The 25,732-nt window shown below is 63.2% G+C and carries 24 protein-coding genes; 16 read left to right on the forward strand and 8 right to left on the reverse strand.

The window, feature by feature from the left end:
* Nucleotides 1-3 precede the first annotated feature (3 nt).
* Together AC27VQ_RS17855 and AC27VQ_RS17860 are read right to left on the reverse strand one after the other, a co-directional pair.
* Nucleotides 4-612, reverse strand: coding sequence for a TadE/TadG family type IV pilus assembly protein (locus tag AC27VQ_RS17855; RefSeq protein WP_488717328.1), 609 nt, complete (start codon nucleotides 610-612; stop codon nucleotides 4-6).
* A gap of 123 nt (nucleotides 613-735) precedes the next feature.
* Nucleotides 736-1,080, reverse strand: a complete 345-nt coding sequence (locus AC27VQ_RS17860; RefSeq protein ID WP_488717430.1) for a pilus assembly protein N-terminal domain-containing protein — start codon at nucleotides 1,078-1,080, stop codon at nucleotides 736-738.
* A 390-nt stretch (nucleotides 1,081-1,470) separates the two neighbouring features.
* Between AC27VQ_RS17860 and AC27VQ_RS17865 the strand changes: the two genes are divergently transcribed.
* From AC27VQ_RS17865 to AC27VQ_RS17905, 9 genes are all read left to right on the forward strand, one after another.
* On the forward strand, nucleotides 1,471-1,653 hold the full coding sequence (locus AC27VQ_RS17865; protein ID WP_488717329.1) for a Flp family type IVb pilin: 183 nt from the start codon (nucleotides 1,471-1,473) through the stop codon (nucleotides 1,651-1,653).
* A 108-nt stretch (nucleotides 1,654-1,761) separates the two neighbouring features.
* Nucleotides 1,762-2,265, forward strand: coding sequence for an A24 family peptidase (locus AC27VQ_RS17870; RefSeq protein WP_488717330.1), 504 nt, complete (start codon nucleotides 1,762-1,764; stop codon nucleotides 2,263-2,265).
* A gap of 194 nt (nucleotides 2,266-2,459) precedes the next feature.
* Nucleotides 2,460-3,269, forward strand: a complete 810-nt coding sequence (gene cpaB, locus AC27VQ_RS17875; protein ID WP_488717331.1) for a Flp pilus assembly protein CpaB — start codon at nucleotides 2,460-2,462, stop codon at nucleotides 3,267-3,269.
* Nucleotides 3,253-4,827, forward strand: a complete 1,575-nt coding sequence (locus AC27VQ_RS17880) for a type II and III secretion system protein family protein (RefSeq protein WP_488717332.1) — start codon at nucleotides 3,253-3,255, stop codon at nucleotides 4,825-4,827. The genes cpaB and AC27VQ_RS17880 overlap by 17 nt, the downstream gene beginning before the upstream one ends.
* Before the next feature lie 11 nt (nucleotides 4,828-4,838).
* A complete protein-coding gene (locus AC27VQ_RS17885) occupies nucleotides 4,839-5,537 on the forward strand; it encodes a CpaD family pilus assembly protein (protein ID WP_488717333.1) in 699 nt (232 codons plus the stop codon).
* Between the two features lie 58 nt (nucleotides 5,538-5,595).
* Complete coding sequence (locus tag AC27VQ_RS17890) at nucleotides 5,596-6,879, forward strand: CpaE/TadZ family protein (RefSeq protein ID WP_421593182.1); 1,284 nt, start codon at nucleotides 5,596-5,598, stop codon at nucleotides 6,877-6,879.
* Between the two features lie 34 nt (nucleotides 6,880-6,913).
* Nucleotides 6,914-8,386, forward strand: a complete 1,473-nt coding sequence (locus AC27VQ_RS17895) for a TadA family conjugal transfer-associated ATPase (RefSeq protein WP_488717334.1) — start codon at nucleotides 6,914-6,916, stop codon at nucleotides 8,384-8,386.
* A gap of 9 nt (nucleotides 8,387-8,395) precedes the next feature.
* Entirely contained in the window at nucleotides 8,396-9,406 is a 1,011-nt protein-coding gene (locus AC27VQ_RS17900; protein WP_313526547.1) for a type II secretion system F family protein, read from the forward strand.
* Between the two features lie 12 nt (nucleotides 9,407-9,418).
* Nucleotides 9,419-10,405 carry a type II secretion system F family protein gene (locus AC27VQ_RS17905; protein WP_313526544.1) on the forward strand — a complete coding sequence of 329 codons (987 nt, stop codon included), beginning with the start codon at nucleotides 9,419-9,421 and terminating at the stop codon, nucleotides 10,403-10,405.
* A gap of 99 nt (nucleotides 10,406-10,504) precedes the next feature.
* Here AC27VQ_RS17905 and AC27VQ_RS17910 read toward each other — a convergent pair whose 3' ends face one another.
* Nucleotides 10,505-11,320: a tetratricopeptide repeat protein gene (locus AC27VQ_RS17910; RefSeq protein WP_488717335.1), complete on the reverse strand. Its 816-nt coding sequence runs from the start codon at nucleotides 11,318-11,320 to the stop codon at nucleotides 10,505-10,507.
* A gap of 135 nt (nucleotides 11,321-11,455) precedes the next feature.
* Between AC27VQ_RS17910 and AC27VQ_RS17915 the strand changes: the two genes are divergently transcribed.
* The 3 genes from AC27VQ_RS17915 (at nucleotide 11,456) to AC27VQ_RS17925 (ending at nucleotide 14,171) form a co-directional block, all read left to right on the forward strand.
* Nucleotides 11,456-12,847 (forward strand): leucyl aminopeptidase family protein, encoded by a 1,392-nt coding sequence (locus AC27VQ_RS17915; RefSeq protein WP_488717336.1) that lies wholly within the window; start codon nucleotides 11,456-11,458, stop codon nucleotides 12,845-12,847.
* Nucleotides 12,848-12,958: 111 nt separating this feature from the next.
* Nucleotides 12,959-13,309: a MarR family transcriptional regulator gene (locus AC27VQ_RS17920; protein WP_298100124.1), complete on the forward strand. Its 351-nt coding sequence runs from the start codon at nucleotides 12,959-12,961 to the stop codon at nucleotides 13,307-13,309.
* Nucleotides 13,310-13,316: 7 nt separating this feature from the next.
* Nucleotides 13,317-14,171 (forward strand): C40 family peptidase, encoded by an 855-nt coding sequence (locus tag AC27VQ_RS17925; protein WP_488717337.1) that lies wholly within the window; start codon nucleotides 13,317-13,319, stop codon nucleotides 14,169-14,171.
* 3 nt (nucleotides 14,172-14,174) lie between these two features.
* Here the strand turns inward: AC27VQ_RS17925 and AC27VQ_RS17930 are convergent, their stop codons facing one another.
* From AC27VQ_RS17930 to AC27VQ_RS17950, 5 genes are all read right to left on the reverse strand, one after another.
* Nucleotides 14,175-15,134: a 2-hydroxyacid dehydrogenase gene (locus AC27VQ_RS17930; RefSeq protein WP_488717431.1), complete on the reverse strand. Its 960-nt coding sequence runs from the start codon at nucleotides 15,132-15,134 to the stop codon at nucleotides 14,175-14,177.
* An 11-nt stretch (nucleotides 15,135-15,145) separates the two neighbouring features.
* A complete protein-coding gene (locus tag AC27VQ_RS17935) occupies nucleotides 15,146-16,780 on the reverse strand; it encodes an ABC transporter ATP-binding protein (protein ID WP_313526529.1) in 1,635 nt (544 codons plus the stop codon).
* Nucleotides 16,777-17,916: an ABC transporter permease gene (locus AC27VQ_RS17940; protein WP_488717338.1), complete on the reverse strand. Its 1,140-nt coding sequence runs from the start codon at nucleotides 17,914-17,916 to the stop codon at nucleotides 16,777-16,779. The genes AC27VQ_RS17935 and AC27VQ_RS17940 overlap by 4 nt, the downstream gene beginning before the upstream one ends.
* The gene (locus AC27VQ_RS17945; protein ID WP_488717339.1) at nucleotides 17,916-18,992 is read right to left on the reverse strand and encodes a microcin C ABC transporter permease YejB; all 1,077 of its coding nucleotides are present in this window, start codon (nucleotides 18,990-18,992) and stop codon (nucleotides 17,916-17,918) included. Before AC27VQ_RS17945 ends, AC27VQ_RS17940 begins: the two co-directional genes overlap by 1 nt.
* Nucleotides 18,993-19,152: 160 nt before the next feature.
* Nucleotides 19,153-20,997, reverse strand: coding sequence for an extracellular solute-binding protein (locus AC27VQ_RS17950; RefSeq protein WP_488717340.1), 1,845 nt, complete (start codon nucleotides 20,995-20,997; stop codon nucleotides 19,153-19,155).
* Between the two features lie 182 nt (nucleotides 20,998-21,179).
* Here AC27VQ_RS17950 and mepA point away from each other — a divergent pair, with 182 nt between their 5' ends.
* The 4 genes from mepA to AC27VQ_RS17970 all read left to right on the forward strand — a co-directional run bounded on the left by mepA (nucleotide 21,180) and on the right by AC27VQ_RS17970 (nucleotide 25,725).
* On the forward strand, nucleotides 21,180-22,250 hold the full coding sequence (gene mepA, locus AC27VQ_RS17955; RefSeq protein ID WP_488717341.1) for a penicillin-insensitive murein endopeptidase: 1,071 nt from the start codon (nucleotides 21,180-21,182) through the stop codon (nucleotides 22,248-22,250).
* Between the two features lie 97 nt (nucleotides 22,251-22,347).
* Entirely contained in the window at nucleotides 22,348-22,728 is a 381-nt protein-coding gene (locus AC27VQ_RS17960) for a methylglyoxal synthase (RefSeq protein WP_488717342.1), read from the forward strand.
* Between the two features lie 63 nt (nucleotides 22,729-22,791).
* A complete protein-coding gene (locus AC27VQ_RS17965) occupies nucleotides 22,792-23,817 on the forward strand; it encodes a glucokinase (RefSeq protein ID WP_488717343.1) in 1,026 nt (341 codons plus the stop codon).
* 120 nt (nucleotides 23,818-23,937) lie between these two features.
* A complete protein-coding gene (locus AC27VQ_RS17970; protein ID WP_488717344.1) occupies nucleotides 23,938-25,725 on the forward strand; it encodes an ABC transporter ATP-binding protein in 1,788 nt (595 codons plus the stop codon).
* Nucleotides 25,726-25,732 lie beyond the last annotated feature (7 nt).

Genomic DNA, 25,732 nt, shown 5'->3' on the forward strand with positions numbered 1-25,732 from the left:
TCCCTAGTAATCCTCGTTCTGGATCACGACGTTTGCGACCATCAGATAGTTCTGCCGCGAACCGTCCGCCGATTTGATGTTCGACAGATAGGGGCGAACGAGGTCCGTAACGATATCCCAGCGATAATAGGCTCTGACGATGTTGATCGACTTCTTGCCGCCGGGCGCGAACTTGAAATCATTAATATTCAAATCTGCGCCGCTATACGGGATCGTTTTCGGGATGTCCGTGAACTTCGCGAAAGTGCGCACGTCGATATACAGCTTGTCCGGCGTCTTCAGCTCGTTGGCCGAGCAGGGCATCAGGAGCGCGATCTCGTCGCAGAAAAGTTTGCGAAACTCCGCCGGGGTCTTATCCGTGGCGACCTTGCCGAGCTCGTAAGTGATTTCGCCAGTGCGGATCTTGCGCGCCATCGTATCGGTGGCGTTCGCGAGGAGCTGCTCGGCCGAGAAGGCAATGAATGTCTCGAGTGAAGCAGCGACGATCAGGAAGAACGGCAGGCTGAGCACCGCGAATTCGATCGCCGTCGCGCCATCGCGCCGAACGAGGAAGCGACGGAACAGGCCCTTCATCGACCGCCGCCGGATATCTGTCGTATGATCGAGCGTCATCGCGATCCATTCCCATATACTGGATAGAGGAAGACTAGACCGCCGACCGTTTATTTTTCGTGTGTACGCGTGCGAAGAATTGAATGGTTTCCCGCTTTCGGCCAGCCGAAGCGGCACACCGGGTCAGCCATCCGTCTTGTTGCTGGTGGCGTGTTCTTCGCAATTGGGCGTGCAGGAAAGCACGGACCGTTCCGTCTGACGGAAAACGCGCACGGTGTTGCCTTCATCGATGGACACCAGAATCCGTTCATCGACAATCGCATTGCCGTCGGTGTCGAGCAGAACGATATTGGTGGTGCCGAAGCTGCGGCCCGTCAGGACGATCGTCTTGGCATCGGCCACCGTTGCATCGGCCACTTTCGCATTGCCGATGATCACCTTGCTAACTGGGCGATCCAAACGGAGCACCCGTGCGTGATCCATGTAGACGCGCATGAATGGTTCCTCTGCGACCGCCGCCCCGGCCATCGGCAGCACAATGCAAGCGGCCGTCACAAGCCTTGCGGCCCCCGCGGCAAAATTCCAGTCGCGTCCCATAATCAATCATCCCGGCAAGAATATCGGACCAGCATCGCCGGGAATGGTGAATGAAGGCTTAAGGCAAAGCGCGATGTTTCGGCTAAGGAGCGCAGCAGGATGACACACGGTCGCGGAACAGATCCCTGCAAACAGGGAAGAATACGCGCGTAAGAGGATTAACACTTTTCACACCCTATTTCCGACAGCCAAAGATAGAGGAAAAATTAACCGACTTCCTTAAGCCGATGGCAATCGCCCGACGTTAGGTTGCAGTCATCCGAACAACGGAAACAGTTGGCGGACGTGCTGAACCAACACTCGTGGAGCTAGGAGAATACCATGACCAAGATTTTTGCTCGCCTTATGAAGGACGAATCTGGCGCAACCGCCATTGAATACGGCCTGATCGCCGCCCTGATTTCCGTTGCCCTCATCGGCGGCGCCACGACCCTCGGCAGCTCGCTGGGCGACATCTTCAGCAGCCTTTCGACCAAAATGTCGACCGCGCAGAGCGGGATGTGATCCTCTCACATTTCCAAGACGAAAGCCGCCCCTGGGGCGGCTTTCTGTTTTCTGGTGTTATCTTTTTCCAAACGGATCGAGCTTATCTTCCACCAAAAGGAGATTTTCGTGACCCAGGCTGCAATCTTCGTCGTCTTTCCGCTTTGTCTGGCGATAGCCGCGTTTTGCGACCTTTTCACCATGACGATCCCGAACCGGGTCTCCGCGATCCTTGTTGCGGCTTTCCTGATCGTCGCGCCGCTTGCCGGTCTTGGCCCGATGGCGATCGCAATGCATCTCGCGGCGGGCCTCGTCGTCTTCGCGGTGTGCTTTGGACTTTTCGCCATGAACGTCATGGGCGGCGGCGATGCAAAGCTGTTGACGGCAAGTGCGGTCTGGTTCGGTCTGAATGCTTCCCTCCTTGAATTTGTCGTCACCGTCTCCGTCTTCGGCGGCCTGCTGACGCTCTGCATTCTCCTGCTACGCTCGCAGACCAATGCGATTCTGGCATCGGGCCTGCCGGTTCCCGGCCACTTGCTCCTCGCCAAGAAGGTGCCTTACGGGATTGCCATCGGTGCGGCGGCCTTTTTCGTCTACCCCTCTTCGCCGTTGATGCTCGCCGCTTTGAGCTGACAATTCCCTTCTTGATGAGGGCTATGGATCGACCGGGGGTCTTGCCCCGGTTTTTCTTTGAGCTGGCGACGCATTGCGTCGCTCGCCCTGTTAGCCGGACGTTAACCATACCCGTAAGGCGCTTATTAACCATAATTATACCATTGCCGGTCAATGTGGGCGGATAGAACTGTCCGCAGCCCCAGGGAATCCATATGAGACCGGCGCGAATCATCATTCTGGCAGTGGCCGTCGTGTCGGCTGGCGTTGCAGGCCTACTTGCACTGCAGGTCGCGCGTGGTGGCAAGGCGACCATCGTCCAGGGCGATCCCGTCATCGAACGCGAACCGACCGTCAACGTGCTTGTCGCTCGTGAAAGCCTGCCGGTCGGCTCCCGCCTCAAGCCCGATTCGCTCAGCTGGGCGGCGTGGCCGCAAGGCTCCGTCGTGGAAGGCTTCATCACCGATCAGAACCGGCCGGATGCGATGGAAAGCCTTGATGGCGCTATCGCCCGCATGCCGATTTTCGACGGCGAGCCGATCCGCCAGGAAAAGATCGCGGATTCGAGCAACCGAATCATGTCTTCGCTGCTGCCGGCCGGCAAACGGGCGGTTGCGACCGAAATCTCCGTTGCGACTGGCGCCGGTGGCTTCATCCTGCCGAACGACCGCGTCGACGTGATCATGGTGCGCAAGAACGACATTGGTTCGTTTCTGACGGAAACCGTACTGTCGAACGTGCGCGTGCTCGCCATCGACCAGCAAATCCAGGAAAATCCCGATGGCTCCAAATCGGCCGTCGGCACCACCGCCACGCTGGAACTGACGCCGGACCAGACCAAGGTGATCACCGTCGCCCAGCAGATGGCCGAACGGCTGCAGCTGGCGCTGCGCAGTGTCGCCGATGCCCAGGAACCCGATACGACTGCCGCCGACTACCTGCTTTCCGGCGGCGACGGCGTGCCGCTCGTCACGGTGATCAAAAGCGGCGAAATCGTCAACGGCACGAATGCCGCAAAGCAGTGACCAGGAGCTGACCGTGTTTGGACTTGCTAAGACTTTTCGGGCTTCTGTCGCCGGCGGGCTGAGTGTCTGCCTCGCTTTTTCCGGCTTTCCGCTTGCCCCCGTTGCAGTCGCCGAGGCGGCAACCGCCTCTGTCATCCGCATCAGCGAGAGCGGGCCCGGTGCCCGCAAGGCCGTCAAGCTCGGCCTCAATAAGGCGATCGTGGTGGATCTGCCGTCCGATGCGCACGACATCCTCGTCGCAGACCCGGTCAAGGCGGATGCCGTGACGCGTAGTTCGCGCCGCATCTATCTGTTCGGCAAGGAAGTCGGCCAGACCAATATCTTCATCTTCGGGCCGAACGGCGAGGAGATCGTCAGCATCGACCTGACCGTCGAGCGCGACATCGACGGCCTGCAGGCGAACCTGCGCCGCTTCATCCCGGATTCCGACATCCAGGTCGAAATCATCTCCGACAACATCGTGCTGAACGGCACGGTGCGCACGCCGCAGGATGCCGCCCAGGCGACACGGTTGGCCGAAATCTTCCTGAAGGGCGGCGAGGCGACCACGCGCAACATCACGGCCCAGGGCAACAACGGCGACGCGGCGATCTTCGGCGAAGACCGTCAGCGCTCTCAGGTCGTGAACATGCTGAAGATCGACGGCGAAGATCAGGTCACCCTGAAAGTGACGGTTGCCGAAGTCAGCCGGCAGGTGCTCAAGCAGCTCGGGTTCAACGGCTCAGCCCTGGGATCGGCGGGCGGTATCTCCTTCCGCAATCCGACCAATCTCGGCGGCGCCGCAGACTGGAACGTCAGTGGAGCCCTCGGCGGCAGCGTCGGCGGGCTTACCCTTGCAAGCTATGTCAGCGCCATGGAGCAGGCCGGCGTCATGCGCACGCTGGCCGAACCAAGCCTCACCGCCATCTCCGGCGAGGAGGCCAAGTTCTATGTCGGCGGCGATTTCCGCCTGCCGACCGAGCAGGAAATCGGCACGGAGAAAGACGACGTTACCGGTAAAGACCGCTACACGGTCAAACGCACCGTCCAAGAGGTCGAATACGGCATCCGGCTGAATTTCCGACCGGTCGTCCTTTCGCCGGGGCGCATCAGTCTGCGCGTTCAGACGGAAGTGTCGGAACCGACCTTCCAGGGATCGACGACCTGGGGCGGTAACAACACCATTAACGGCCTGACCGCGCTCGGCATTCGCCGCCGCGAGGCCACGACAAGCGTCGAGTTGCCCTCCGGCGGCTCCATCGTCATCGCTGGCCTCGTTCAGGACGATATTCGCCAGGCGATGTCGGGTCTGCCGGGCCTCTCGAAGATCCCGATATTCGGCACGCTGTTCCGATCCAAGGATTTCGTGCGGAACGAGACGGAAATGGTGATCATCGCCACGCCCTATCTCGTGCGGCCGGTCGCGCGCACCGCGCTGTCGCGTCCCGACGACAATTTCAACGCGACCAACGATGCTGCGAGCTTCTTCCTCGGCAAGGTGAACAAGGTCTACGGCCGCAAGGAAGATGCGATGCCCGCCGGCAATTATCACGGCTCCATCGGCTTCATCTACAAATGACGGACAGATCCATGAGCGAAACGATCCAGAACTTCCGTCCTTCCGCAAGGAGCCGCCCGATGCGCATCGCGCTCGCCGCCACCCTCGTCCTCACTGCCGTCGCCCTTTCCGGCTGCGGCACGAAGCCGGACCGCAATGCAACCGGCTCGATCCCGGACGATTACCGCACGCGCCACCCGATCGTGCTGGCCGAGGACGCCCAGACGCTCGACATCCCGATCGCCACCGGCGACCGGTCGCTGACAACGGGTGTGCGCGACAACATCCGCGGCTTCGCTTCCGACCATGCCGCTAAATCGCGCAGCGCCGTGCAGATCATGCTGCCGCGCGGCTCGGCCAATGCGGCCACGGCCGACCATATGCGCAAGCAAATCCGCGCGACCCTCATTGCGGCCGGCGTCAAGCGCGACATGCTGATCGAGACGGCCTATGACGCCGCCGCCTACGGCCCGAACGCGCCGATCCGGCTCGCCTTCTTCGCCATCACCGCCAAGGCAGGTCCCTGCGGCGAATGGCCGGAGGATCTCGTCGAAAACACGATGGAAAACAAGAACTACCACAATTTCGGCTGCGCGACGCAGGCCAACCTGGCCGCCCAGGTCGCCAATCCGATGGATCTCGTCCAGCCGCGCGGCATGAGCGCGATCGACGCCGAGCAGCGCAATGTGGTGATCCAGGACTACCGCAAGAACGGCCAGCCGGATTTCTGACGGCAGGCGCGTTGAACCACTCCCACCGGTCCGCCGGATACCAGGAACGGGCATGACGATGAGCACAGTAGACTACACCATTGAGCGTGCCGGCGAGGGAATGGCGGACGAAGCGGTTCGGCCGACCGAGATGGAGACCGTGCGGCCGCTGCCGCGCATTTCCGTGCATGCCTTCTGCGAAAGCGAAGCGATGCTGCGCACCATGGAACGCTGCGGCCAGGACCGCCGCATGGCCAAGGTGAGCCTGCGCATTTCAAGCGCCAGCATCGCAGCGGCCGCCAACATGTTCGCTTCCGCACCGACGCCCAATCTCCTGATCCTGGAAACCTCGACCGAGCCCGGCGGCATCATGGACGAGCTTGCCCCGCTCGCCCAGGTTTGCGACCCCAGCACCAAGGTCGTCATCGTCGGCCGCTACAACGATATTCCGCTCTACCGCGACCTCATCCGCAACGGCATTTCCGAATATATGGTCGGCCCCGTCGGCATGGCCGAGGTGCTGAACGCCATGACGGCGATCTTCGTCGATCCGGAAGCCGAGCCGCTCGGCCGCACTATCGCCTTCATCGGCGCCAAGGGCGGCTGCGGCTCCTCGACGATCGCGCACAACTGCGCCTTCGACATTTCCAATCTCTTCCAGACGGAGGTCATCCTCGCCGACCTCGACCTGCCCTACGGCACGGCCAATATCGACTTCGACCAGGATCCGCCGCAGGGCATTTCCGAGGCGATCAGCGCACCGGAACGGCTCGATGAGGTGTTCCTCGACCGCCTTCTGACGAAGTGCTCGCAACATCTGTCGCTGCTCGCCGCCCCCTCCATGCTGGACCGCGCCTACGATCTCGAACGCGGCTCCTTCCAGCCGATCGTCGAGGTGCTGCAACGCAGCGCTCCGGTCACCGTGCTGGACGTGCCGCATGCCTGGTCGGAATGGACGCGCGCACTGCTGTCGGAAGTCGACGAGGTGATCATCACCGCCGTTCCCGACCTCGCCAATCTGCGCAATGCGAAGAACATGCTGGACGCCCTGAAGAAGCTTCGGCCCAACGACAAGCCGCCGCATCTGGTGCTCAACCAGGTCGGCTTGCCGAAGCGCCCGGAAATCGCGCCCGACGACTTCTGCGAGCCGCTCGGCATCCAGCCGATTGCGGTCATTCCTTTCGACGCGCAGCTTTTCGGCACGGCCTCCAACAGCGGCCGCATGATCGCGGAAATGGACAAGAAGTCGCCGACGGCGGAGACCTTCTCGCAGCTCGCCCATATCGTGACGGGCCGCTCGACGGTCAAGAAGGCCAAGAAGGCCGGCCTCGGCAAGATGCTGGGCCTGCTCGGCCGAAAGTAAGGCCTCAGGGCAACAACAGACTGGATGACAAGGCATGTTCGGCAAACGCGGCAATGAAGGTTCAGGCAAGGGCGGCCCGGTTGGCCAACCGGTGCATGCCATGGCGCACGCCACCCAGACCGTGACGGCGGAGCGGCCGGTCAGCGCGGCACCGGCGCAGCCGGTTTTCGAGCCTGCGCCTGCCCCCGTAATAGCGCCCGCCGCAACCGCGCGCCGCCGCACGCCGCGCACCGAGGACTATTACGACACGAAAAGCCAGGTCTTCTCCGCGCTGATCGACACGATCGACCTGTCGCAGCTCGCCAAGCTCGACACCGAGAGCGCGCGCGAGGAAATTCGCGACATCGTCAACGACATCATCACGATCAAGAACTTCGCGATGTCGATCTCCGAGCAGGAGGAACTGCTTGACGACATCTGCAACGACGTTCTCGGCTACGGTCCGCTGGAACCGCTTCTGGCGCGCGACGACATCGCCGACATCATGGTCAACGGTGCGGGCAAGACCTATATCGAAGTGGCCGGCAAGGTGCAGGAATCGGAAATCCGCTTCCGCGACAACGCCCAGCTGCTCTCGATCTGCCAGCGCATCGTCAGCCAGGTCGGCCGCCGTGTCGACGAATCGAGCCCGATCTGCGACGCGCGCCTTCCCGACGGATCGCGCGTCAACGTGATCGCCCCGCCGCTCGCCATCGACGGCACCGCGCTCACCATCCGTAAATTCAAGAAGGACAAGCTGACGCTCGACCAGCTCGTCAAGTTCGGTTCGATCACACCTGAAGGCGCGACGCTTCTGCAGATCATCGGCCGCGTGCGCTGCAACCTCGTCATCTCCGGCGGTACCGGTTCGGGCAAGACGACGCTGCTCAACTGCCTGACCAACTATATCGACCGCGACGAGCGCGTCATCACCTGCGAAGACTCCGCCGAACTCCAGTTGCAGCAGCCGCATGTCGTGCGTCTCGAAACCCGCCCGCCGAACATCGAGGGCGAAGGCGAGATCACCATGCGCGATCTCATCAAGAACTGCCTGCGTATGCGTCCTGAACGAATCATCGTCGGCGAAGTGCGCGGACCCGAGGTCTTCGACCTCCTGCAGGCGATGAACACCGGCCATGACGGCTCGATGGGCACCATCCACGCCAACACGCCGCGCGAATGCCTTTCCCGTATGGAATCCATGATCGCCATGGGTGGCTACACGCTGCCGGCCAAGACCGTGCGCGAAATCATCGCGGGCTCCATCGACGTCATCATCCAGGCCTCGCGCCTGCGCGACGGCTCGCGCCGCATCACCCACATCACCGAAGTCGTCGGCATGGAAGGTGACGTCATCGTTACCCAGGACCTGATGCGCTTCGAGATCCAGGGCGAGGACGCCAACGGGCGTCTCATCGGCCACCATTCGGGCACGGGCATCGGCAAGCCGCATTTCTGGGACCGCGCCCGCTATTTCAACGAGGACAAGCGCCTGGCGGCGGCGCTCGACGCGATGGAAAAACCGTAGAGGCAGACGATGTTCGGATTGGATATCACCATCGTCGCCATCTTCGCGTTGGCAGCCATCGCCACGGCGGGGCTCACCTACGGCGTCCTCTTCTCGCGCATCGAGACGGAGAAGAAGGCGGAAAGCCGCGTGCGGCGGGTTCAGGCGGCAGAAACCGACCAGTCCAAGGCCAAGGTCGCCCGCGACCGCATGCAGGAACTGTCCAAGCGCCGCAAATCCGTGCAGGATTCGTTGAAGGACCTGGAAAAGAAGCAGCAGGAGCAGACGAAGCGCATCGCCACGACGCTGAAGGCCAAGCTCGTCCAGGCGGGCCTGTCGATCACGGTTTCGCGGTTCTATGTCTATAGCGGCATCTTCGGCCTCTTCGCTTTCGTGGTTTCATTGATTGCCGGCGCCGGGCTGTTCGTCGGCTTTGGCGTTGCCGTCATCGCGGCGCTCGGCGTGCCGCGCTGGTTCGTAGGCTTCATGATCAAACGTCGCCTGAAACGGTTCCTGGCTGAATTTCCGAATTCGCTTGATGTCATGGTGCGCTCCATCAAGTCGGGCCTGCCGCTGACGGACGCGCTTCGCCTCATCGCCGCGGAAGGGCAGGAGCCGGTGCGCACGGAATTCCGCAAGATCGTCGAAGCCCAGCAGGTGGGCTTGAGTGTGCCGGAAGCCTGTGCGCGGATGTTCACCAGCATTCCGCTGCAGGAAACCAACTTCTTCGCCATCGTCATCGCCATCCAGAGCCAGGCCGGCGGCAATCTTTCCGAAGCGCTCGGCAACCTGTCGCGCGTGCTGCGCGAACGGCGCAAGATGCGCGACAAGGTGCAGGCGCTCTCGATGGAAGCGAAGGCGTCAGCCGCCATCATCGGCGCCCTGCCCTTCATCGTGACCCTGCTCGTCTACCTGACCTCGCCCGATTACATCATGATCCTGTTTACGGATCCGCGCGGTCACCTGATCCTCGGCCTCGGCCTCGGCTGGATGTCCATCGGCATCCTCATGATGCGCAAAATGATCAACTTCGACATCTAGGAGCGCGCGGGCATGTCCGGACTCGTCACCACTCTCACCGACCCGACCGTTCTCCTGCCGGCCTTCGTAATGATGGCGGTGCTCGCAACCATCTACACTTTGGCGGTGCCCTATCTCGACCGCGGCGATCTCGACAAACGTATGAAATCGGTGGCGCTCGAACGCGAGCAGATGCGCGCCCGCGAGCGCGCGCGCCTCAATGCCGAGGCCGTGCAGAGCAAGGCCTCGCTGCGCGCCCAGCATAACACCTCGGTGCGCCAGATCGTCGAGCGGCTGAACCTGCGCGAGGCGCTCGTCGACGCCAACACGATGAACCGGCTGCGCCAGGCAGGCTATCGCTCGCAGAACGCCCTCAACATCTTCCTGTTCGCACGCTTCGTGCTGCCCTTCCTCTTCGGCGCGGTGGGCGCCTTCTACATCTTCTATCTCGGCTATCTCGGCGAAAAGCCGTTCTTCATGCGGCTGCTGGCCACCCTTCTGAGCGCCTATCTCGGCTTCTATGCGCCGAACATCTTCATCTCCAACAAGGTCAACAAGCGGCAGAGCTCGATCCGTCGTGCCTGGCCGGATGCGCTCGACCTCATGCTGATCTGTGTGGAATCGGGTATTTCCATCGAGGTTGCCTTCAAGCGCGTGGCCGATGAAATCGCCATGGCCTCGCCGGAACTCGCCGAAGAGCTGGTGCTCACGACGGCCGAGCTCTCATTCCTGCAGGAGCGGCGCGCAGCCTATGAAAATCTCGGCACGCGTATCGGCCTCGATACGGTGAAGGCCGTCGCACAGGCGCTCATCCAGGCTGAACGCTACGGAACGCCGCTGGCGCAGGCGCTGCGCGTACTGGCCCAGGAATGCCGCGACCAGCGCATGAACGAAGCCGAAAAGAAAGCGGCCGCCCTGCCGCCGAAGCTCACCGTGCCGATGATCCTGTTCTTTCTTCCCGTGCTGGTCGCCGTCATTCTCGGCCCCGCCGGCATCCAGGTTTCCGACACCTTCAAGTAACGCCTCCTGCCCCTGAACAGAAAACGCCCCGGTCAGGAGAAATCCTGCCGGGGCGAAGGCGTCCTTGGGAGGGACTATTCGAAATCTCGATATCCGGTCTCAGTTCGTACCGTTGTCGTCGGCGGCGAGCTTCTTCCAGGAATTCTGCTGAGCGAGCATGGAGCGCAGATATTTGACATTGGCTTCCGCCTGATCGGCGGTCAGTTCCTGCCGCGCGATGTTTTCCGCTTCCTGGAATCGACCCTGCAGGCCGACCGTGAGTGCCAGGTTCTGGCGCACGCTGCTGTCGGCGCCGGGCTGCGAGGCAGCCGAGCGCAGATAGGTTTCGGCCGTCTTCAGATCCTTCGCAAGCAGATAGGACATGCCGAGATTGGAGAGGACCGAGGGTTCGTTCTGGTTGATGTCGAGCGCCTCGCGGTAGCGCTGGCGCGCTTCGCCGGAACGGCCGAGCTGGTCGAGAATGGCGCCTTCGGCCGATTTCAGACGCCAGTCGGGGCGATCGGGCGTCTGGGCGCGGCCAATGGTGTTCAGCGCCTGCTCCAGCTGGCCGGCGGCGGCCTGCGCCTTGCCGTAAGCGGCGAGCACGTCGCGGTCGCTCGGGAAATTGATGGCGACCTGCTGCATGACGGCGAGCGCCTGGTCGTTGCGGCCGTTCATGCGCAGCACATTGGCGTAGTTGAGGCCGATATTGCGGTCCTTCGGGTTCTTCGCATAGGCTTGGCCGATGCTGTCGGCGGCGCCGCGAAGCTCCGTCGCGTTCATCTGGTCGATGGGCTTTCCGCCGCGCGAAATGGAGCCCGTCGTTAGGTTGCTCTTGCCGCCCGCGCAACCGGCCACCGCCACGGCGATGGCAAGCAGGGCTGCACCCCTCAGGAGCCCTTTGCGAAGTGACGAGCGCGTGCGGTAAGCGGTCATGATCAGTCCCCGAAGCGATTTCCGCATGACGCGGCGGTTAAGGAATCACGCCGCAATCTCCGCACCAGCAATAATCTGTTAACCCTAACAGAGTGTTAATTGGCCGATTCTCCCGGCTTTCTCCAAAGGTTCCCCATGGCCCCCTTCCAGTTCATCGACCGGCCCTCTCCCTTCAACACGAAGAACGGAAAGACGCTGCCGATCTTTGCGATCACGCCTGCTCATATCGAGACCGGCACGATCGACCCGATTGCCTTGGACTGGGCGAAGAAGGCGGGCTTCAAGGCGGATTCGGGCGCGCTCCTGATGGTACCGACCGCGGACGGCCATCTCGGCGGCGCGCTGTTCGGGCTGGGCAAGAACCCGTCCGACGCGCCCTTCCTGGCGGGCAAGCTCGCCCGCGCACTGCCGGCCGGCGACTGGCATGTCGAGACCGCGCCGCTGACGGCAAACCGCCTGGCGCTCGGCTACGGTCTCGGCAGCTACCGCTTCGAGCGTTACAAGGCCTCCGCCTCCGAAGCGCCGACGCTGCTCATCCCCTCCGATGCCGACGCCACCGATATCAAACGCCAGCTCGCCGGCGTGTTCCTCGCGCGCGACCTGATCAACACGCCCACCAACGACATGGGACCGGACGCGCTGGAAGACGTTTTCCGCGCGCTTGGAGAACACTACAAGGCGAAGGTGTCGGTCATTTCGGGCGACGACCTGCTCAAGGAAAATTTCCCGCTCGTGCATACGGTCGGCCGCGCCTCCGAACAGGCGCCGCGCCTGCTCGAACTGCGCTGGGGCAAGAAGGGCCACAAGCGCGTGACGCTGGTCGGCAAGGGCGTGACTTTCGATACCGGCGGCCTCGACATCAAGCCGGCCTCTTCCATGCTCTTGATGAAGAAGGACATGGGCGGTGCGGCCAATGTCATGGGCCTCGCGCTGATGATCATGGACGCCAAGCTGAAGGTCGACCTGCGCGTGCTGTTGCCCGTCGTCGAGAACTCGATCTCGTCCAACGCCTTCCGCCCCGGCGATATCTATAGGAGCCGCAAGGGCCTGACCGTCCAGATCGACAACACCGACGCCGAGGGCCGGCTGATCCTGGCCGACGCGCTGGCCTATGCCGACGAGGAAGAGGCCGATCTGATCGTCGACATGGCGACGCTGACGGGAGCGGCCCGCGTGGCGCTCGGCCCCGACCTACCGCCCTTCTTCACCGACGACGAGGATCTGGCGCAGGATCTCACCGAAGCGAGCCTGACGGTGGACGACCCGATGTGGCGCATGCCGCTCTATATGGGCTATGACAAGGACGTCTCCGCCCGCATCGCCGATCTCACCAATGCCCCCTCGGGCGGCATGGCGGGCTCGATCACGGCCGCCCTCTTCCTCAAGCGCTTCGTCACCCGCAACAAGCATTGGGCGCATTTCGACATCTATGCGTGGGCGCAGGCCGAGCGACCGCATTCACCCGTCGGCGGCGAGGCGCAGGCCATTCGCGCGCTCTATCACCACCTGCGCACGAGCACCGCCTAACTTCCTTTTTGGGGAACCGATACGGTAGCGTAACGAAACGCTAACGCAAATGCGGGACAACTGCCTGAGCCGCCCTTTTACCGGGCGGACAGGCTCATCCCCGGAGGCGCCGTGCCGGTAGACTTGACCCCATCGCAGGCGCTCGGCCTCTGGCACGAGGTGACCGTGCAGCAGGTGCATGCCGATGGTCGCGACCTGACGCTGCGCCAGCTCGCTATCCTGCTCGAAATTTATCTCGTGCCGCCGCCGCACACCGTGCGCGGGCTTGCCGCCAAGCTCGGCGTGACCAAGCCCGTCATTACGCGCGCTCTTGACACGATGGGCGAACAGGGTCTCGTTACCCGCATGCGCGACGACCGCGACCGCCGCAATGTCATCATCAAGCGCACCGTCGAGGGTGCGCTTTATCTCGAACGGCTCGGCGACCTCATCATCGCCAGGGGCCATACGCTCGTTCCGTGAGACACCCATGAACGCCCTGCCCGATCGCCGCCTCAATGCCTATCGTCCCGACCTCGCCGAGGAAGCGCTGCGCGGCAGCGTGGAGGCGCCGCATTACGTGTCCGGCACGCCCGCGCATGTCGCCGTGCCCGTCGCGTCGCTCCGGCCCCGGCCGGACGCGGCCGCCGGCATCGATACGCAGGTGCTGTTCGGCGAGACCGTGCAGGTGCTCGACCGGGCAGATGGCTGGGCCTGGGTGAAATCCGGTTTCGACGGCTATGTCGGCTATATCGGGGAGATAGCACTGTCTTCGGACGTGCCCGCCCCCACCCATATCGTCGCCGTGCCCCGCACCTTCGCCTATAGCGGCGCGGATCTCAGAACACCCGCCGCCTTTGCGCTTTCGATCGGAAGCCGGCTAACGGTCGTCGGCGAGAACGAAACGCGCGGCACGCGCTACCTGACGCTGGCGGGCGGGCAATCCGTCGTCGCCGGCCATTGCCTGCCCATTGGAGAGGCCGCCAGCGACGACTATGTCGCCATCGCCACCCGCTTCCTCGAAGCGCCCTATCTCTGGGGCGGCCGCTCCGGCTTCGGGCTAGATTGCTCGGCGCTGGTGCAGCTCTCGATGATGATGGCCGGCCGCACGGCCCCGCGTGATTCCGACATGCAGGCCACCGGCCTCGGCACGTCGATCACTCGCGAGGAGTTGCGCCGCGGCGATCTCGTCTTCTGGAAGGGCCATGTGGCGATCATGGAAGACGATGCGGCCATCATCCACGCCAATGGCCACACGATGAGCGTGGCCCGCGAGGGGCTGGATGCCGCCATCGAACGCATCGGCTGGCTCTATGAGCGGCCGACGGGCTACCGCCGGCCCTGAACCTTAGTAGCCCGCGTTTCGATCGACGAGATGCTCCAGCGGCTTGCCGCTTTCGAGGCGCTCGACCTGCTGCTCGACATGGCGGAAGAGCGCTGCGACGTCCGAAGCCGCCGCGGCGTGCGGCGTCAAAAAGGCCTTGTCCATCGACCAGAGCGGGCTTTCGAGCGGCAGCGGCTCCTGCTCGAACACGTCGAGCGAGGCGCCGTGGAGCGTGCCGTCGTTGAGGCTCGCGACGATATCGGCTTCGACCTGGCTGCCACCGCGCCCGGCATTGATGAAGACGGGCGCGCCGAACGGGCCCTTGCGGCTGAGACGGGTGAAGAGGCCGGTGTTGAAGATGCCCTTCGTATCCGGCGTCAGCGGCAGCAGGCCGACCAGGATGTCGCTCCTGCCGAGGAAGGCATCGAGACCGCTGTCGCCGAAGGTCTCGAAACCCTCGACCTTGCGGCCGCTCTTCGACCAGCCGATGACGTTGAAGCCGAGTGTCTTCAGCTTTTTCGCCGAATCCTGCCCGAGCACGCCGAAGCCCATGACGCCGACGGTAAAATCCTTCGCCTCGGGCTGGGAAAGCTCGCGCCAGATGCGCTTGTCGCGCTGTGCCTCGTAGAGACGGTGCTGGCGCATGTGCAGGAGGCACTGCATGACGACCCATTCGCTCATGCGGGTCGTCAGCGTCTCGTCGACGAAGCGGACGAGCGGCACATCCGGCAGGCCCGGCAGTGTCAGCACGTGATCGACCCCCGCGCCGCCTGAAAATACGACCTTGAGATTCTTCGCCCGCGAAAAGAGATCGGCGCCCGGCTTCCAGACCACGGCATAGTCGATGCCGGAGAGATCGCGCTTGCGATTGCCCGGATGCAGGAGGTTGACGACCTCGCGGTCCGGAAAGGCACCCTTCAACGCCGCCGCGACCTCCTCCTGATCGAATTTCAGATCGATGATCACAGGGCTTTTCATGGGCAGTCTCTTCTTGGCTACTGATGGATGCTCTCGGCCCTGACGGCTTCGAGATTGAAGGCGGCGGCCATGAGAGCCTTGGTATAGGCTTCCGTCGGACGCTCGATGATGTCTTTCGCCGGCCCCTTCTCCACGACGCGCCCGGCGCGCATGACGATGATGTCATTGGCAAGCGCCCGCACGACTTTGAGGTCGTGGCTGATGAAGAGATAGGCGAGATTGTGTTTGGCCTGAAGATCGCGCAAAAGCTCGACCACCTGTGCCTGCACGCTCATGTCGAGCGCGGAGGTGGGCTCGTCGAGCATGACGAATTCGGGTTTGAGCACCATGGCGCGGGCAATCGCGATGCGCTGGCGCTGGCCGCCGGAAAATTCATGCGGATAGCGCCAGCGGGTCGACGCATCGAGACCGGTTTCCTCAAGCGCCGAGGCCACACGATGGTCGCGCTCGGCTTCCGACAGCGCGGGCTCGTGGATCTTCAACCCCTCCGCGACGATATCGGCGACCGACATGCGCGGCGACAGCGAGCCAAAGGGATCCTGGAAGACGATCTGCATGCGCCGGCGCAGCGGACGCATTTCTGCGAAGGAGTGGCCGGCAATGTCCTGCCCGATGAAGGCGATGCGGCCCTGCGAGGCGATGAGCCGCGTCAGCGCGAGACCAAGCGTCGTCTTGCCAGAACCGGATTCGCCGACGACGCCGAGCGTATGGCCGGCGCGCAGCGTCAGGTCGATGCCGTCGACCGCCTTCACATGATCGACCACACGGCGCATGAAGCCCGCCTTGATCGGGAACCAGACCTTGACGTCGTCAGCCTCCATGATGACGGGCTGGCCGGCATCGCCCGGCCGCGGCTCGCCCTTCGGCTCGGAGGCGAGCAGGTGGCGCGTATAGGCATGCTGCGGATTAGAGAAGATTTCCTCGACCGGACCGGTCTCGACGATCTTGCCCTTGGTCATCACGCAGACCCGGTCGGCGAATTTTCGCACGATGCCGAGATCATGGGTGATGAAGAGCATGGACATGCCGTGCTCTTCCTTGAGTTTTTTCAGGAGTTCGAGGATCTGCGCCTGCACGGTCACATCAAGCGCCGTCGTCGGCTCGTCGGCGATCAGCAGTTCCGGGCGGTTGGCGAGCGCCATGGCGATCATGACGCGCTGGCGCTGGCCGCCGGAGAGTTCATGCGGATAGGCGGCCAAGCGCTTTTCCGGCTCGCGGATGCCGACCTGATTGAGCAGCTCCAGGATTTTTGCCCGCGCGGCCACACCTTCGATGCCCTGGTGCAGCTTCAGGATCTCGCCGATCTGCCGCTCGATCGAATGCAGCGGATTGAGCGAGGTCATCGGCTCCTGGAAGATCATCGTGATGTCGTTGCCGCGCACATTGCGCAACGTCGCATCCGACGCGTTCAAGAGGTCCTTGCCATTGAAATGGATTTCGCCGGAGGGGTGGCTGGCGGCCGGATAGGGCAGCAGCTTCAGGATGGAGTTGGCCGTCACCGACTTGCCGGAGCCGGATTCGCCGACCAGCGCCACGACCTCGCCGCGGTGGATGTCGAAGGACACCCGGTCGACGGCAAGCGATGTCTTGCCGCCCTGGTGGAAGGCGACGGAGAGATCCTTGACGGACAGGAGGATTTCGCGAGCGCTCACCGGAAGGTCTTCCTCGGATCGAAGGCGTCGCGCGTCGCTTCACCGACGAAGATCAGAAGCGACAGCATGACGGACATGACGACGAAGGCGGTGATGCCGAGCCACGGCGCCTGAAGGTTGTTCTTGCCCTGCGCGATCAGTTCGCCCAGCGACGGCGAGCCCGGCGGCATGCCGAACCCTAAGAAGTCGAGCGAGGTGAGCGTGGTGATCGAGCCCGAGAGGATGAAGGGCAGGAAGGTCAGCGTCGCCACCATCGCGTTGGGCAGCAGGTGCCGATACATGATCGTGGCATTGCCGACGCCGAGCGCGCGCGCCGCCCGGACATATTCGAAATTGCGGGCGCGCAGAAATTCGGCGCGCACCACGCCGACGAAACCGACCCAGGAGAACAGCAGCATGATGCTGAGCAGAATCCAGAAGCCGGGCGGCAGGATGGCGGCGATGATCAGCAGGATATAGAGCACCGGCATCGACGACCAGATTTCGATGAAGCGCTGCATCAGAAGATCGGTCCACCCACCGAAATAGCCCTGCACGGCCCCCGCCGTCACGCCGACAATGGCGGATGCGATGGTGAGCGCCAGACCGAACAGCACCGAGATACGGAAGCCGTAGATGGCGCGGGCGAGCACGTCGCGCGCCTGATCGTCGGTACCGAGCCAGTTAAGGTTACTGATCGTGCAGTTCGGATCGTTCACGCCGCCGGGATAACCGGCGCAGCGCTCTTCCTTCGACATCAGCCAGAAGGGTTTCGTCGGGGCGGAATGCGGGATGTTGGAATTGGTCGAACTGTAGGAATAGCGGATCGGCGGCCAGATCATCCAGCCGTTGGCGTTGACCTCTTCCTGAATGAAATCCGAGCGGTAATCGGTCTCGGCCAGGAAGCCGCCGAACTTTTCTTCCGGGTAATCGACCACGACGGGGAACAGCAGTTCGCCTTTGTAGGAGGCGATGATCGGCCGGTCGTTGGCGATGCCCTCGGCAAAGAGCGAGAGAACGAAGATGACGAGGAATATCCACAGCGACCAGTAACCGCGCCGGTTCGCCTTGAAATTCTCCCAGCGCCGAAGATTGGTCGGATTGAGCAGCCCCTTGCGCGGGGGCGCGACCGGCTTTGCATCCGTCACGGCGCTCATCACACGTCCCTCCGGTCGAAATCGATGCGGGGGTCGACCCAGGTGTAGATGAGGTCGGAGATGAGGCTGACGACGAGGCCCATCAGCGAGAAGATGAAGAGCGTGGCGAAGACGATCGGATAGTCGCGCCGCACGATGGAATCGTAGCCGAGGCGGCCGAGGCCATCGAGCGAGAAGATATATTCGATGAGCAGCGATCCCGTGAAGAAGGCCGAGATGAAGGCGCCGGGGAAGCCGGCGATGATGATCAGCATGGCATTGCGGAAGACGTGGCCGTAGAGCACCTGGCGCTCGTTCAGGCCCTTGGCGCGGGCCGTCGTGACATATTGCTTCTTGATCTCGTCGATGAACGAGTTCTTGGTCAAAAGCGTCGTGGTCGCGAAGGCCGAGAGCAGCAGCGTGATCAGCGGCAGGGTCATGTGCCACATGTAGTCGAGCGGCTTCTGCCACCAGGCGAGGCTGTCGAAATTGTCGGAGACGATGCCGCGCAGCGGGAACCAGTCGAGGAAGGATCCGCCGGCGAAGAGCACGATGAGCAGGATGCCGAACAGGAAGCTCGGCACCGCATAGCCGATGATGATGATGCCCGAGGTCCAGACGTCGAAGGCCGATCCGTCCGACACCGCCTTCTTGATGCCGAGCGGGATGGAGATGGCGTAGGAGAAGATCAGGATCCACACGCCGAGCGAGATGGAGACCGGCATCTTCTCGGCGATGAGATCGACGACCGAGGTGTTGCGGAAGAAGCTCTCGCCGAAATCGAAGCGCATGTAATCCCACATCATCGTGAAGAAGCGCTCGAGCGGCGGCTTGTCGAAGCCGAACTGTTTTTCCAGCTTGGCGATGAATTCGGGATCCAACCCCTGCGAGCCGCGATAGGCGCCCTCGCCGCCGGCATTCTGCAGCATGTCGCTGCCGCCGGAGAGACGGTCGCCCGCGCCCTGGTTGGTGAGGTCGGAAATGACCTGCTCCACCGGGCCGCCCGGTGCGAACTGCACGATGGCGAAGGAAATCGCCATGATGCCGAAGATGGTCGGGATCATCAGCAGGAGACGACGCAGGATATAGGCGCCCATCAGCGACGCCTCGCCGGAAGGACGTGCGCATCCGCGGCACGCCGCCGCTTCGATATCCAGTCGATCAAACCCAGACCTTCTCGTTTAGCCGCCACTGCCGGCAGCGGTGATTCGCTGCCGCTATATGGAGCCCAGCCGGCTTTGCGGCGCAAGCCCCGCCTCATTTCGCAGCGGTCTTCGACCACCAGACCTGCGGGAAACCGAGCCCGTAGTAGGGCAGCTCCTGCGGACGGGCGAGATTGTTCCAATAGGCGATGCGCTGCGCCTTGGCATAGAACAGCGGCACGACATAGTGATGGGCAAGCAGAACGCGGTCGAGCGCGTGGGTGGCGGCGATCAGCTCATCGCGGTTCGGCGCGAAGATGATGCGGCGGATGAGGTCGTCGATCGCCGGATCGGAAATGCCGGCATAGTTCTTCGAGCCCTGCTGGTTGGCCGAGGCCGAGCCCCAATAGTCGCTCTGCTCGTTGCCCGGCACCAGCGTCTGCGCCCAGATGCCGTAGATCATGTCATAATCGAAGCTGCGGGTACGGTTGGTGTATTGCGAGGCATCGACGGTGCGGATGCGCGCATCGACGCCGATCTTCTTCACGCTGTTGACGAAGGGCGTGACCGTGCGCTCGAAGGAGGGATTGGAGAGCAGGATTTCGAAGCCGAAGGGCTCACCCGTCTTCACATTGACGAGCTTGCGGTCCTTCAGTTCGTAGCCAGCCTCCTTGAAGAGATCCAACGCCTTGCGCAGGTTGGTGCGCACCTTCTGCGGGTCGCCGTTGACGGGATTGGTATAGGGCGTGGTGAAGACTTCTGGCGGAACCTTGTCCTTCAATTCTTCGAGGATTTGCTTCTCGCGCCCTTCCGGCAGGCCGGAGGAGGCGAGCTCCGTACCCCAGAAATAGCTGTCGACGCGCTGGAAGGCGTTATAGGCGAGGCTGCGGTTCAGGTCCTCGAAATCGAAGGCATAGTTCAGCGCCTCGCGCACCTTCTGATCCTTGAACTTGTCGCGGCGCAGGTTCGGCACGAAGGCCTGCATGATGCCGGTGGCGCGCAGCGGGTTCTCGATCTCCTCCCGCACCACGCGCCCGTCCTTGGCGGCCGGGAAATCGTATGCCGTCGCCCAGTGGCTCGCGCTGTTGTCCTGGTAGAACTGGACATTGCCGGTGCGGAAGGCTTCGAATTCGACGGTCCTGTCGCCGAAGAACGTGTAGATGATCGTGCCGAAATTGTTCTGGCCGACATTTACGTTGAGGTTCTTGCCCCAATAGTCGTCGCGCCGCTCGAAGCGGATGGAGGCGCCGGCCTGGAATGCGCCGATCTTGTACGGCCCGGAGCCCATCACCGGCTCCAGCGTTGTGCGGCTGATGTCGCGCTTGTTACCCTTGTCGTCCGTTCCCTCCCACCAATGTTTGGGGATGACCGGAAACTGGCCGAGAATGTTCGGCAGTTCGCGGTTGTTCTTCTCGTCGAAGCGGAAGGTGATGTCGCGCTCGCCGGTCTTTTCCGCCGAGATCACATGGCGGTAATAGTTGGCATAAAGCGGATTGTGCTCCTTCAGCTTTTCGAAGGAATAGACGACGTCCTCCGGCGTCACGGGCTTTCCATCCGCCCATTTCGCTTCCGCGCGCAGGCGGAAGGTCGCGGACGAGAAATCGTCGGGATAGGAGACGCCTTCGGCGAGCAGGCCGTAGGAGGCGGTGATCTCGTCCTCGGCCGATTTCAGCAGCGTATCGAAGACGAGCGAGCCGACGCCCGTCGCCGCCTCGCCCTTGGAAAGGATGAGGTTGAACGTGTCATAGGTGCCGGTTTCGGAGAGTTTCAGCTCGCCACCCTTCGGCGCATCGGGATTGACATAGTCGAAACGTTCGAAGCCGTTGGGATGCTTCAGTTCGCCGATGGTGGAAATGCCGCTGCGCCAGACCGGGCTTGCGGCATCCTGAGCGGCGGCTCCCGTTGCAAGCGCGAGCGCCAAAACCGCCGTGACCAGAGTTTTCCCGAAGGCTGCCTGCATGCCAATTCCCTTTCCGATGCGTTTGCCGAAGCATGCAGCGGAGAATAGGCAAAATCCGGGCAATTGACAGGCCTGCCATGAAAGCGGCGGTTTTTGCCGCCCCTATCCGGCACGACGATTCATTTCCGCGAAAGGATGATCCTTTAACCTTTCGTGAGCGATTGCGACTTCGAGACCTGCCAATGCCCCTGCCTTCCAAGCTTACCCGCCTCATCCCGTGCCTGATGGCCGCCGGCCTCGCTTTGACCGCCCTTGCCGCACCCTCCGCCGCCGAGGACCGGCCGGCCAAGGAGCTGTTCGGCGCCAAGCGCCTGCCGGCGAAGATGGCGACCAACCCCTATGGTTCCTATGCCAAGGGCTGCATCGCCGGCGCCGTGGCGATCCCGACGGACGGTCCGGCGTGGCAGGCGATGCGCCTGTCGCGCAACCGGCGCTGGGGCCATCCGCAGATGATCGCGCTCTTGGAGCAGTTCTCGCAGGATGCCCAGAAACTCGGCTGGCCGGGCCTGCTGCTCGGCGATATCTCGCAGCCGCGCGGTGGGCCGATGCTGAACGGTCATGCCTCGCATCAGGTCGGTCTCGACGCCGATATCTGGTTCACGCCGATGCCGGATCATCGCCTGTCGGCCGAGGAGCGCGAAAAGCTGCCCTTCACCTCCATGCTCGACAAGAGCAAGTTCCTGACAGTCGATTCGCGCCGCTGGACCTCGACCCATGCCAAGCTCGTCATGAAGGCAGCGAGCTATCCTCAGGTCGATCGCGTCTTCGTCAATCCGGCGATCAAGAAGAAGCTCTGCGACACCTGGCAGGGCGACCGTTCGCTGCTCGGCAAGGTGCGGCCGATCTACGGTCATGACGAGCACTTCCACATCCGCATCAAATGCCCGGAAGGCGCGGCCGGCTGCAAGCCCCAGGCCCGCGTACCGGCCGGCGACGGCTGCGATGCATCGCTTGCCTGGTGGTTCACCAAGGAGCCCTGGTCCAAGCCGAAGCCGAAGAAGGACGACAAGCCCGTAAAGCCCTGGTATCTCACGATGGCCAACCTGCCCAAGGCCTGCAGCACCGTGCTTGCCAGCGCCTCGCCGGCCTCCGAGCAGGAAGTGACCTATCAGGGCAATGGCGGGGTCTCCTCCACCGCGCTCGCCTTCTCGGGCGGTGGCGACACGCCGGCAAGCAGCATCGAATCGGTCATTGCCAACGACACGGCGCTGCCGGCCATCGTGCCGATCCCCATTCCGCGACCGTTCCAATAAGCGGGTGCCGGGCGGCGGGGCTTTTCAAGGTCCCGCCGCTTTTGTATAAGGCGATCAAATCGATTTAAATTTCCCCGTCGAACCCACGAGGAACGCCATGTCCCGCCGCAAATGCATCGCTCTCATCGCGCATGACGAGAAGAAGGACGACATGGCGGATTTCGCGCGGCGCAATGAAAAGGTGCTGGCGCAGGCGAAGATCGTGGCGACCGGCACCACCGGCGGCCGCGTGCTGGAAGCCTGCCCCGGCCTTGACGTCACGCGTCTCAAAAGCGGTCCGCTCGGCGGCGACCAGCAGATCGGCGCACTGATTGCGACCGGCGAGGTGGACGTGCTGATCTTCTTCGTCGATCCGCTCACCCCCATGCCGCACGATGTCGACGTCAAGGCGCTGATGCGGCTTGCCATCGTCTATGACATTCCGATGGCGCTGAACCGCGCCACGGCCGAACACCTGCTCGACTTCGCCGCCGATTGACGGCACTGTTGAGCCCGGATAGCGATAAGCCAAAATTACGACGCGAAAGAACGGGATAGCTTGATGGCAAGGCCAGGCGATAACGACACCAACCTCCCCTTCCCCATTCTCGTCGGCGATATCGGCGGCACCAATGCGCGCTTCGCGCTGCTGCTGGATGCCTTTGCCGAGCCGAAGCCGTTCCCGATCGTCCAGACAGCCGATTTCGCCAATATCGACGACGCCCTGCAAAAGTGCATCCTCGACACGAGCTCGGTGCAGCCGCGCTCGGCGATCCTGGCGCTCGCCGGCCCGATCCAGGGCGACGAGGTGCCGCTGACCAATTGCCCCTGGGTGGTGCGCCCGCGCGACATGATCGCCAATCTCGGCTTCGAGGACGTGCTGCTCGTCAACGATTTCGAGGCGCAGGCGCTCGCCGTCGCTTCGCTGGGCGAAACCGATCGGGAAAAGATCGGCCCCGGCATCGAGCGCAACGCCGCTTCGCGCACCGTGCTCGGCCCCGGCACCGGGCTCGGCGTCGCGGGCCTCGTCTATGCCCGCCACAGCTGGATCCCGGTTCCCGGTGAAGGCGGCCATGTCGATGTCGGCCCGCGCAGCGAGCGCGACTATCGGATCTGGCCGTTCCTGGAACCGATCGAGGGCCGCATCTCCGCCGAGCAGCTTTTGTGCGGGCGAGGCATCATGAATATCTACCGCGCCATCTGCGCCGCCGACGGGATCGATGCGACACTCGCCAAGCCGTCCGACGTGACGGCCAAGGCGCTGGCGCAGGAAGATCGCGCGGCGGTCGAGACCATCTCACTGTTTTCGACCTATCTCGGCCGCGTGGCGGGCGACATGGCGATGATCTTCATGGCCAAGGGCGGCGTGTTCCTGGCCGGCGGCATTTCGCAGAAGATCCTGCCGGCGCTGCGCGGACCGGAGTTTCGCGCGGCTTTCGAGGACAAGGCGCCGCACAGCGCGCTGCTCAAATCCATCCCGACCTATGTCGTCACCCATCCGGTCGCGGCCCTTGCCGGCCTTGCCGCCTTTGCGCGCATGCCGGACCGTTTCGGTGTTGCAACCGAGGGACGCCACTGGAAAAGGTGACGTCTTCGGCAGCGCTTGACGCCGCCTCGGACTCGCCAAAGGCCGACCGACACCCTATAGAGCGGCCAAAGCGTCGGTTTCCGCCGGCCGCCCGTGAGATCGTGCAGGAAAGTCAGTCTATTGGCCGATAAGAGTCGTCCCGAGCGCCCCCACGTCAGCTCCGACACCGTCACCACCGTGCTGAAGCGCGTCATCGCCGAAAACGGCCGTGACCACCTCAAGGGCTACGGTCTTGCCGTGCTCAGCCTCGCCGTCGTCGCCGCCACCACGGCCTTCACCGCCTGGATCATGGAATCCGTCGTCAACGAGGCCTTCGCCAACAAGCGCGCCGACCTCGTCATCCTGATCTGCGGCTCGATCTTCGTCGCCTTCGTGCTGCGCGGCTTCGCGACCTATTTCCAGGCCGTCATCCTCTCGAAGATCGGCAACAACATCGTGGCGCGCTACCAGCGCCGCATTTATTCGCACCTGATGGCGCTCAGCGTCGGCTTCTTCTCGGAATCGCGCTCGGCCTATCTCGCCGCCCAGATCAGCCAGAACGTCACGGGCATCCGCGACGTGCTCAACATGACGGTGACGTCGGTCGCGCGCGATTTCCTGACGCTTGTCGCGCTCATCGGCGTGATGCTGTCGAAGGATTGGGTGCTGACGCTGATCGTGTTCTTCGTTGCCCCGCCGCTGCTCATCGGCCTGCGTTACGTCTCCAAGCGCCTGCGCAGCGCCACGCGCGAATCCGTCGTGCTGAACAGCCACGTGCTCGGCGCCATGCAGGAGACGGTGCAGGGCATCACCATCGTCAAGGCTTTCACCATGGAAGCCCAGCTGAAGGACAAGGTCGAAGGCATCATCGCACGGGCGGAAAACCGCTCGAACCGCATCGCCCGCCTTTCCGAACGTACCGCGCCGATGACGGAAGCCTTTGCCGGTTTCGCCATTTCGGGCGTGCTCGGCTATGCCGCCTATCGCTCGATCTATGGCGGCATCCTGCCGGGCGCCTTCTTCTCCTTCGTCACCGCACTTTTGATGGCCTATGAGCCGGCCAAGCGTCTCGCCCGCCTGCAGGTCTCGCTGGAGCGCGCGGTCGTCAATGCCCGCATGATCTACGAGATCCTCGACCTCAAGCCGCGCCAGGCCGACCGGGCGGACGCCAAGGCGCTGGCGGTTACCGATGCCACCATCACCTTCAAGGACGTGCGTTTCGGCTATTCGGAAAACGAGACGATCCTCAAGGGCCTGAACTTCACCGCCGAGGGCGGCAAGACCACCGCGCTCGTCGGCCCCTCGGGTGCCGGCAAATCTACCGTCATCAGCCTCATTCCGCGCTTCTACGACCCCGCAGAGGGCGAGATCCTGATCGACGGGCAGGACATCGCCCATGTGACCAAGCAGTCGCTGCGCAACGCCATCGCCTATGTCTCGCAGCAGCCCTATCTGTTCGAGGGCACGATCCGCGACAACATCCGCTACGGCCGCCCCGAGGCGACGGATGCGGATATCGAGGAAGCCGCGCGCCACGCCTATGCGCATGATTTCATCCTCGCCCAGCCGCTCGGTTACGAGACGCCGGTCGGTGAAAACGGCGTGACGCTGTCGGGCGGCCAGCGCCAGCGGCTGTCGATCGCGCGCGCGCTGGTGCGCAATGCGCCGATCCTGCTGCTCGACGAGGCGACCTCCGCGCTCGACACCGAATCCGAACAGGCCGTGCAGAAGGCGCTGGACGAGGCGATGAGCGGGCGCACCGTCGTCGTGATCGCGCACCGCCTGTCGACCGTGGTGCGCGCCGATAAGATCATCGTGATGCAGGATGGCGCGGTCGTCGAGGAGGGCTCGCACACGGCGCTTGCGAGCCGCGAAAACGGCCTTTACGCTCGCCTCAACAGCCTGCAGGCTCCGGCCGGCAACAAGTAAACAGGGA

The organism is Shinella sp. 20P9.1.1 (assembly GCF_057798995.1).

Coding starts and splice junctions, on each gene's coding strand:
- AC27VQ_RS17855 (WP_488717328.1), bottom strand. CDS start 612: ATGACGCTCGATCATACGACAGATATCCGGCGGCGGTCGATGAAGGGC.
- AC27VQ_RS17860 (WP_488717430.1), bottom strand. CDS start 1,080: ATGGCCGGGGCGGCGGTCGCAGAGGAACCATTCATGCGCGTCTACATG.
- AC27VQ_RS17865 (WP_488717329.1), top strand. CDS start 1,471: ATGACCAAGATTTTTGCTCGCCTTATGAAGGACGAATCTGGCGCAACC.
- cpaB (WP_488717331.1), top strand. CDS start 2,460: ATGAGACCGGCGCGAATCATCATTCTGGCAGTGGCCGTCGTGTCGGCT.
- AC27VQ_RS17880 (WP_488717332.1), top strand. CDS start 3,253: ATGCCGCAAAGCAGTGACCAGGAGCTGACCGTGTTTGGACTTGCTAAG.
- AC27VQ_RS17885 (WP_488717333.1), top strand. CDS start 4,839: ATGAGCGAAACGATCCAGAACTTCCGTCCTTCCGCAAGGAGCCGCCCG.
- AC27VQ_RS17890 (WP_421593182.1), top strand. CDS start 5,596: ATGAGCACAGTAGACTACACCATTGAGCGTGCCGGCGAGGGAATGGCG.
- AC27VQ_RS17895 (WP_488717334.1), top strand. CDS start 6,914: ATGTTCGGCAAACGCGGCAATGAAGGTTCAGGCAAGGGCGGCCCGGTT.
- AC27VQ_RS17900 (WP_313526547.1), top strand. CDS start 8,396: ATGTTCGGATTGGATATCACCATCGTCGCCATCTTCGCGTTGGCAGCC.
- AC27VQ_RS17905 (WP_313526544.1), top strand. CDS start 9,419: ATGTCCGGACTCGTCACCACTCTCACCGACCCGACCGTTCTCCTGCCG.
- AC27VQ_RS17910 (WP_488717335.1), bottom strand. CDS start 11,320: ATGACCGCTTACCGCACGCGCTCGTCACTTCGCAAAGGGCTCCTGAGG.
- AC27VQ_RS17915 (WP_488717336.1), top strand. CDS start 11,456: ATGGCCCCCTTCCAGTTCATCGACCGGCCCTCTCCCTTCAACACGAAG.
- AC27VQ_RS17925 (WP_488717337.1), top strand. CDS start 13,317: ATGAACGCCCTGCCCGATCGCCGCCTCAATGCCTATCGTCCCGACCTC.
- AC27VQ_RS17940 (WP_488717338.1), bottom strand. CDS start 17,916: ATGAGCGCCGTGACGGATGCAAAGCCGGTCGCGCCCCCGCGCAAGGGG.
- AC27VQ_RS17945 (WP_488717339.1), bottom strand. CDS start 18,992: ATGGGCGCCTATATCCTGCGTCGTCTCCTGCTGATGATCCCGACCATC.
- AC27VQ_RS17950 (WP_488717340.1), bottom strand. CDS start 20,997: ATGCAGGCAGCCTTCGGGAAAACTCTGGTCACGGCGGTTTTGGCGCTC.
- mepA (WP_488717341.1), top strand. CDS start 21,180: ATGCCCCTGCCTTCCAAGCTTACCCGCCTCATCCCGTGCCTGATGGCC.
- AC27VQ_RS17960 (WP_488717342.1), top strand. CDS start 22,348: ATGTCCCGCCGCAAATGCATCGCTCTCATCGCGCATGACGAGAAGAAG.
- AC27VQ_RS17965 (WP_488717343.1), top strand. CDS start 22,792: ATGGCAAGGCCAGGCGATAACGACACCAACCTCCCCTTCCCCATTCTC.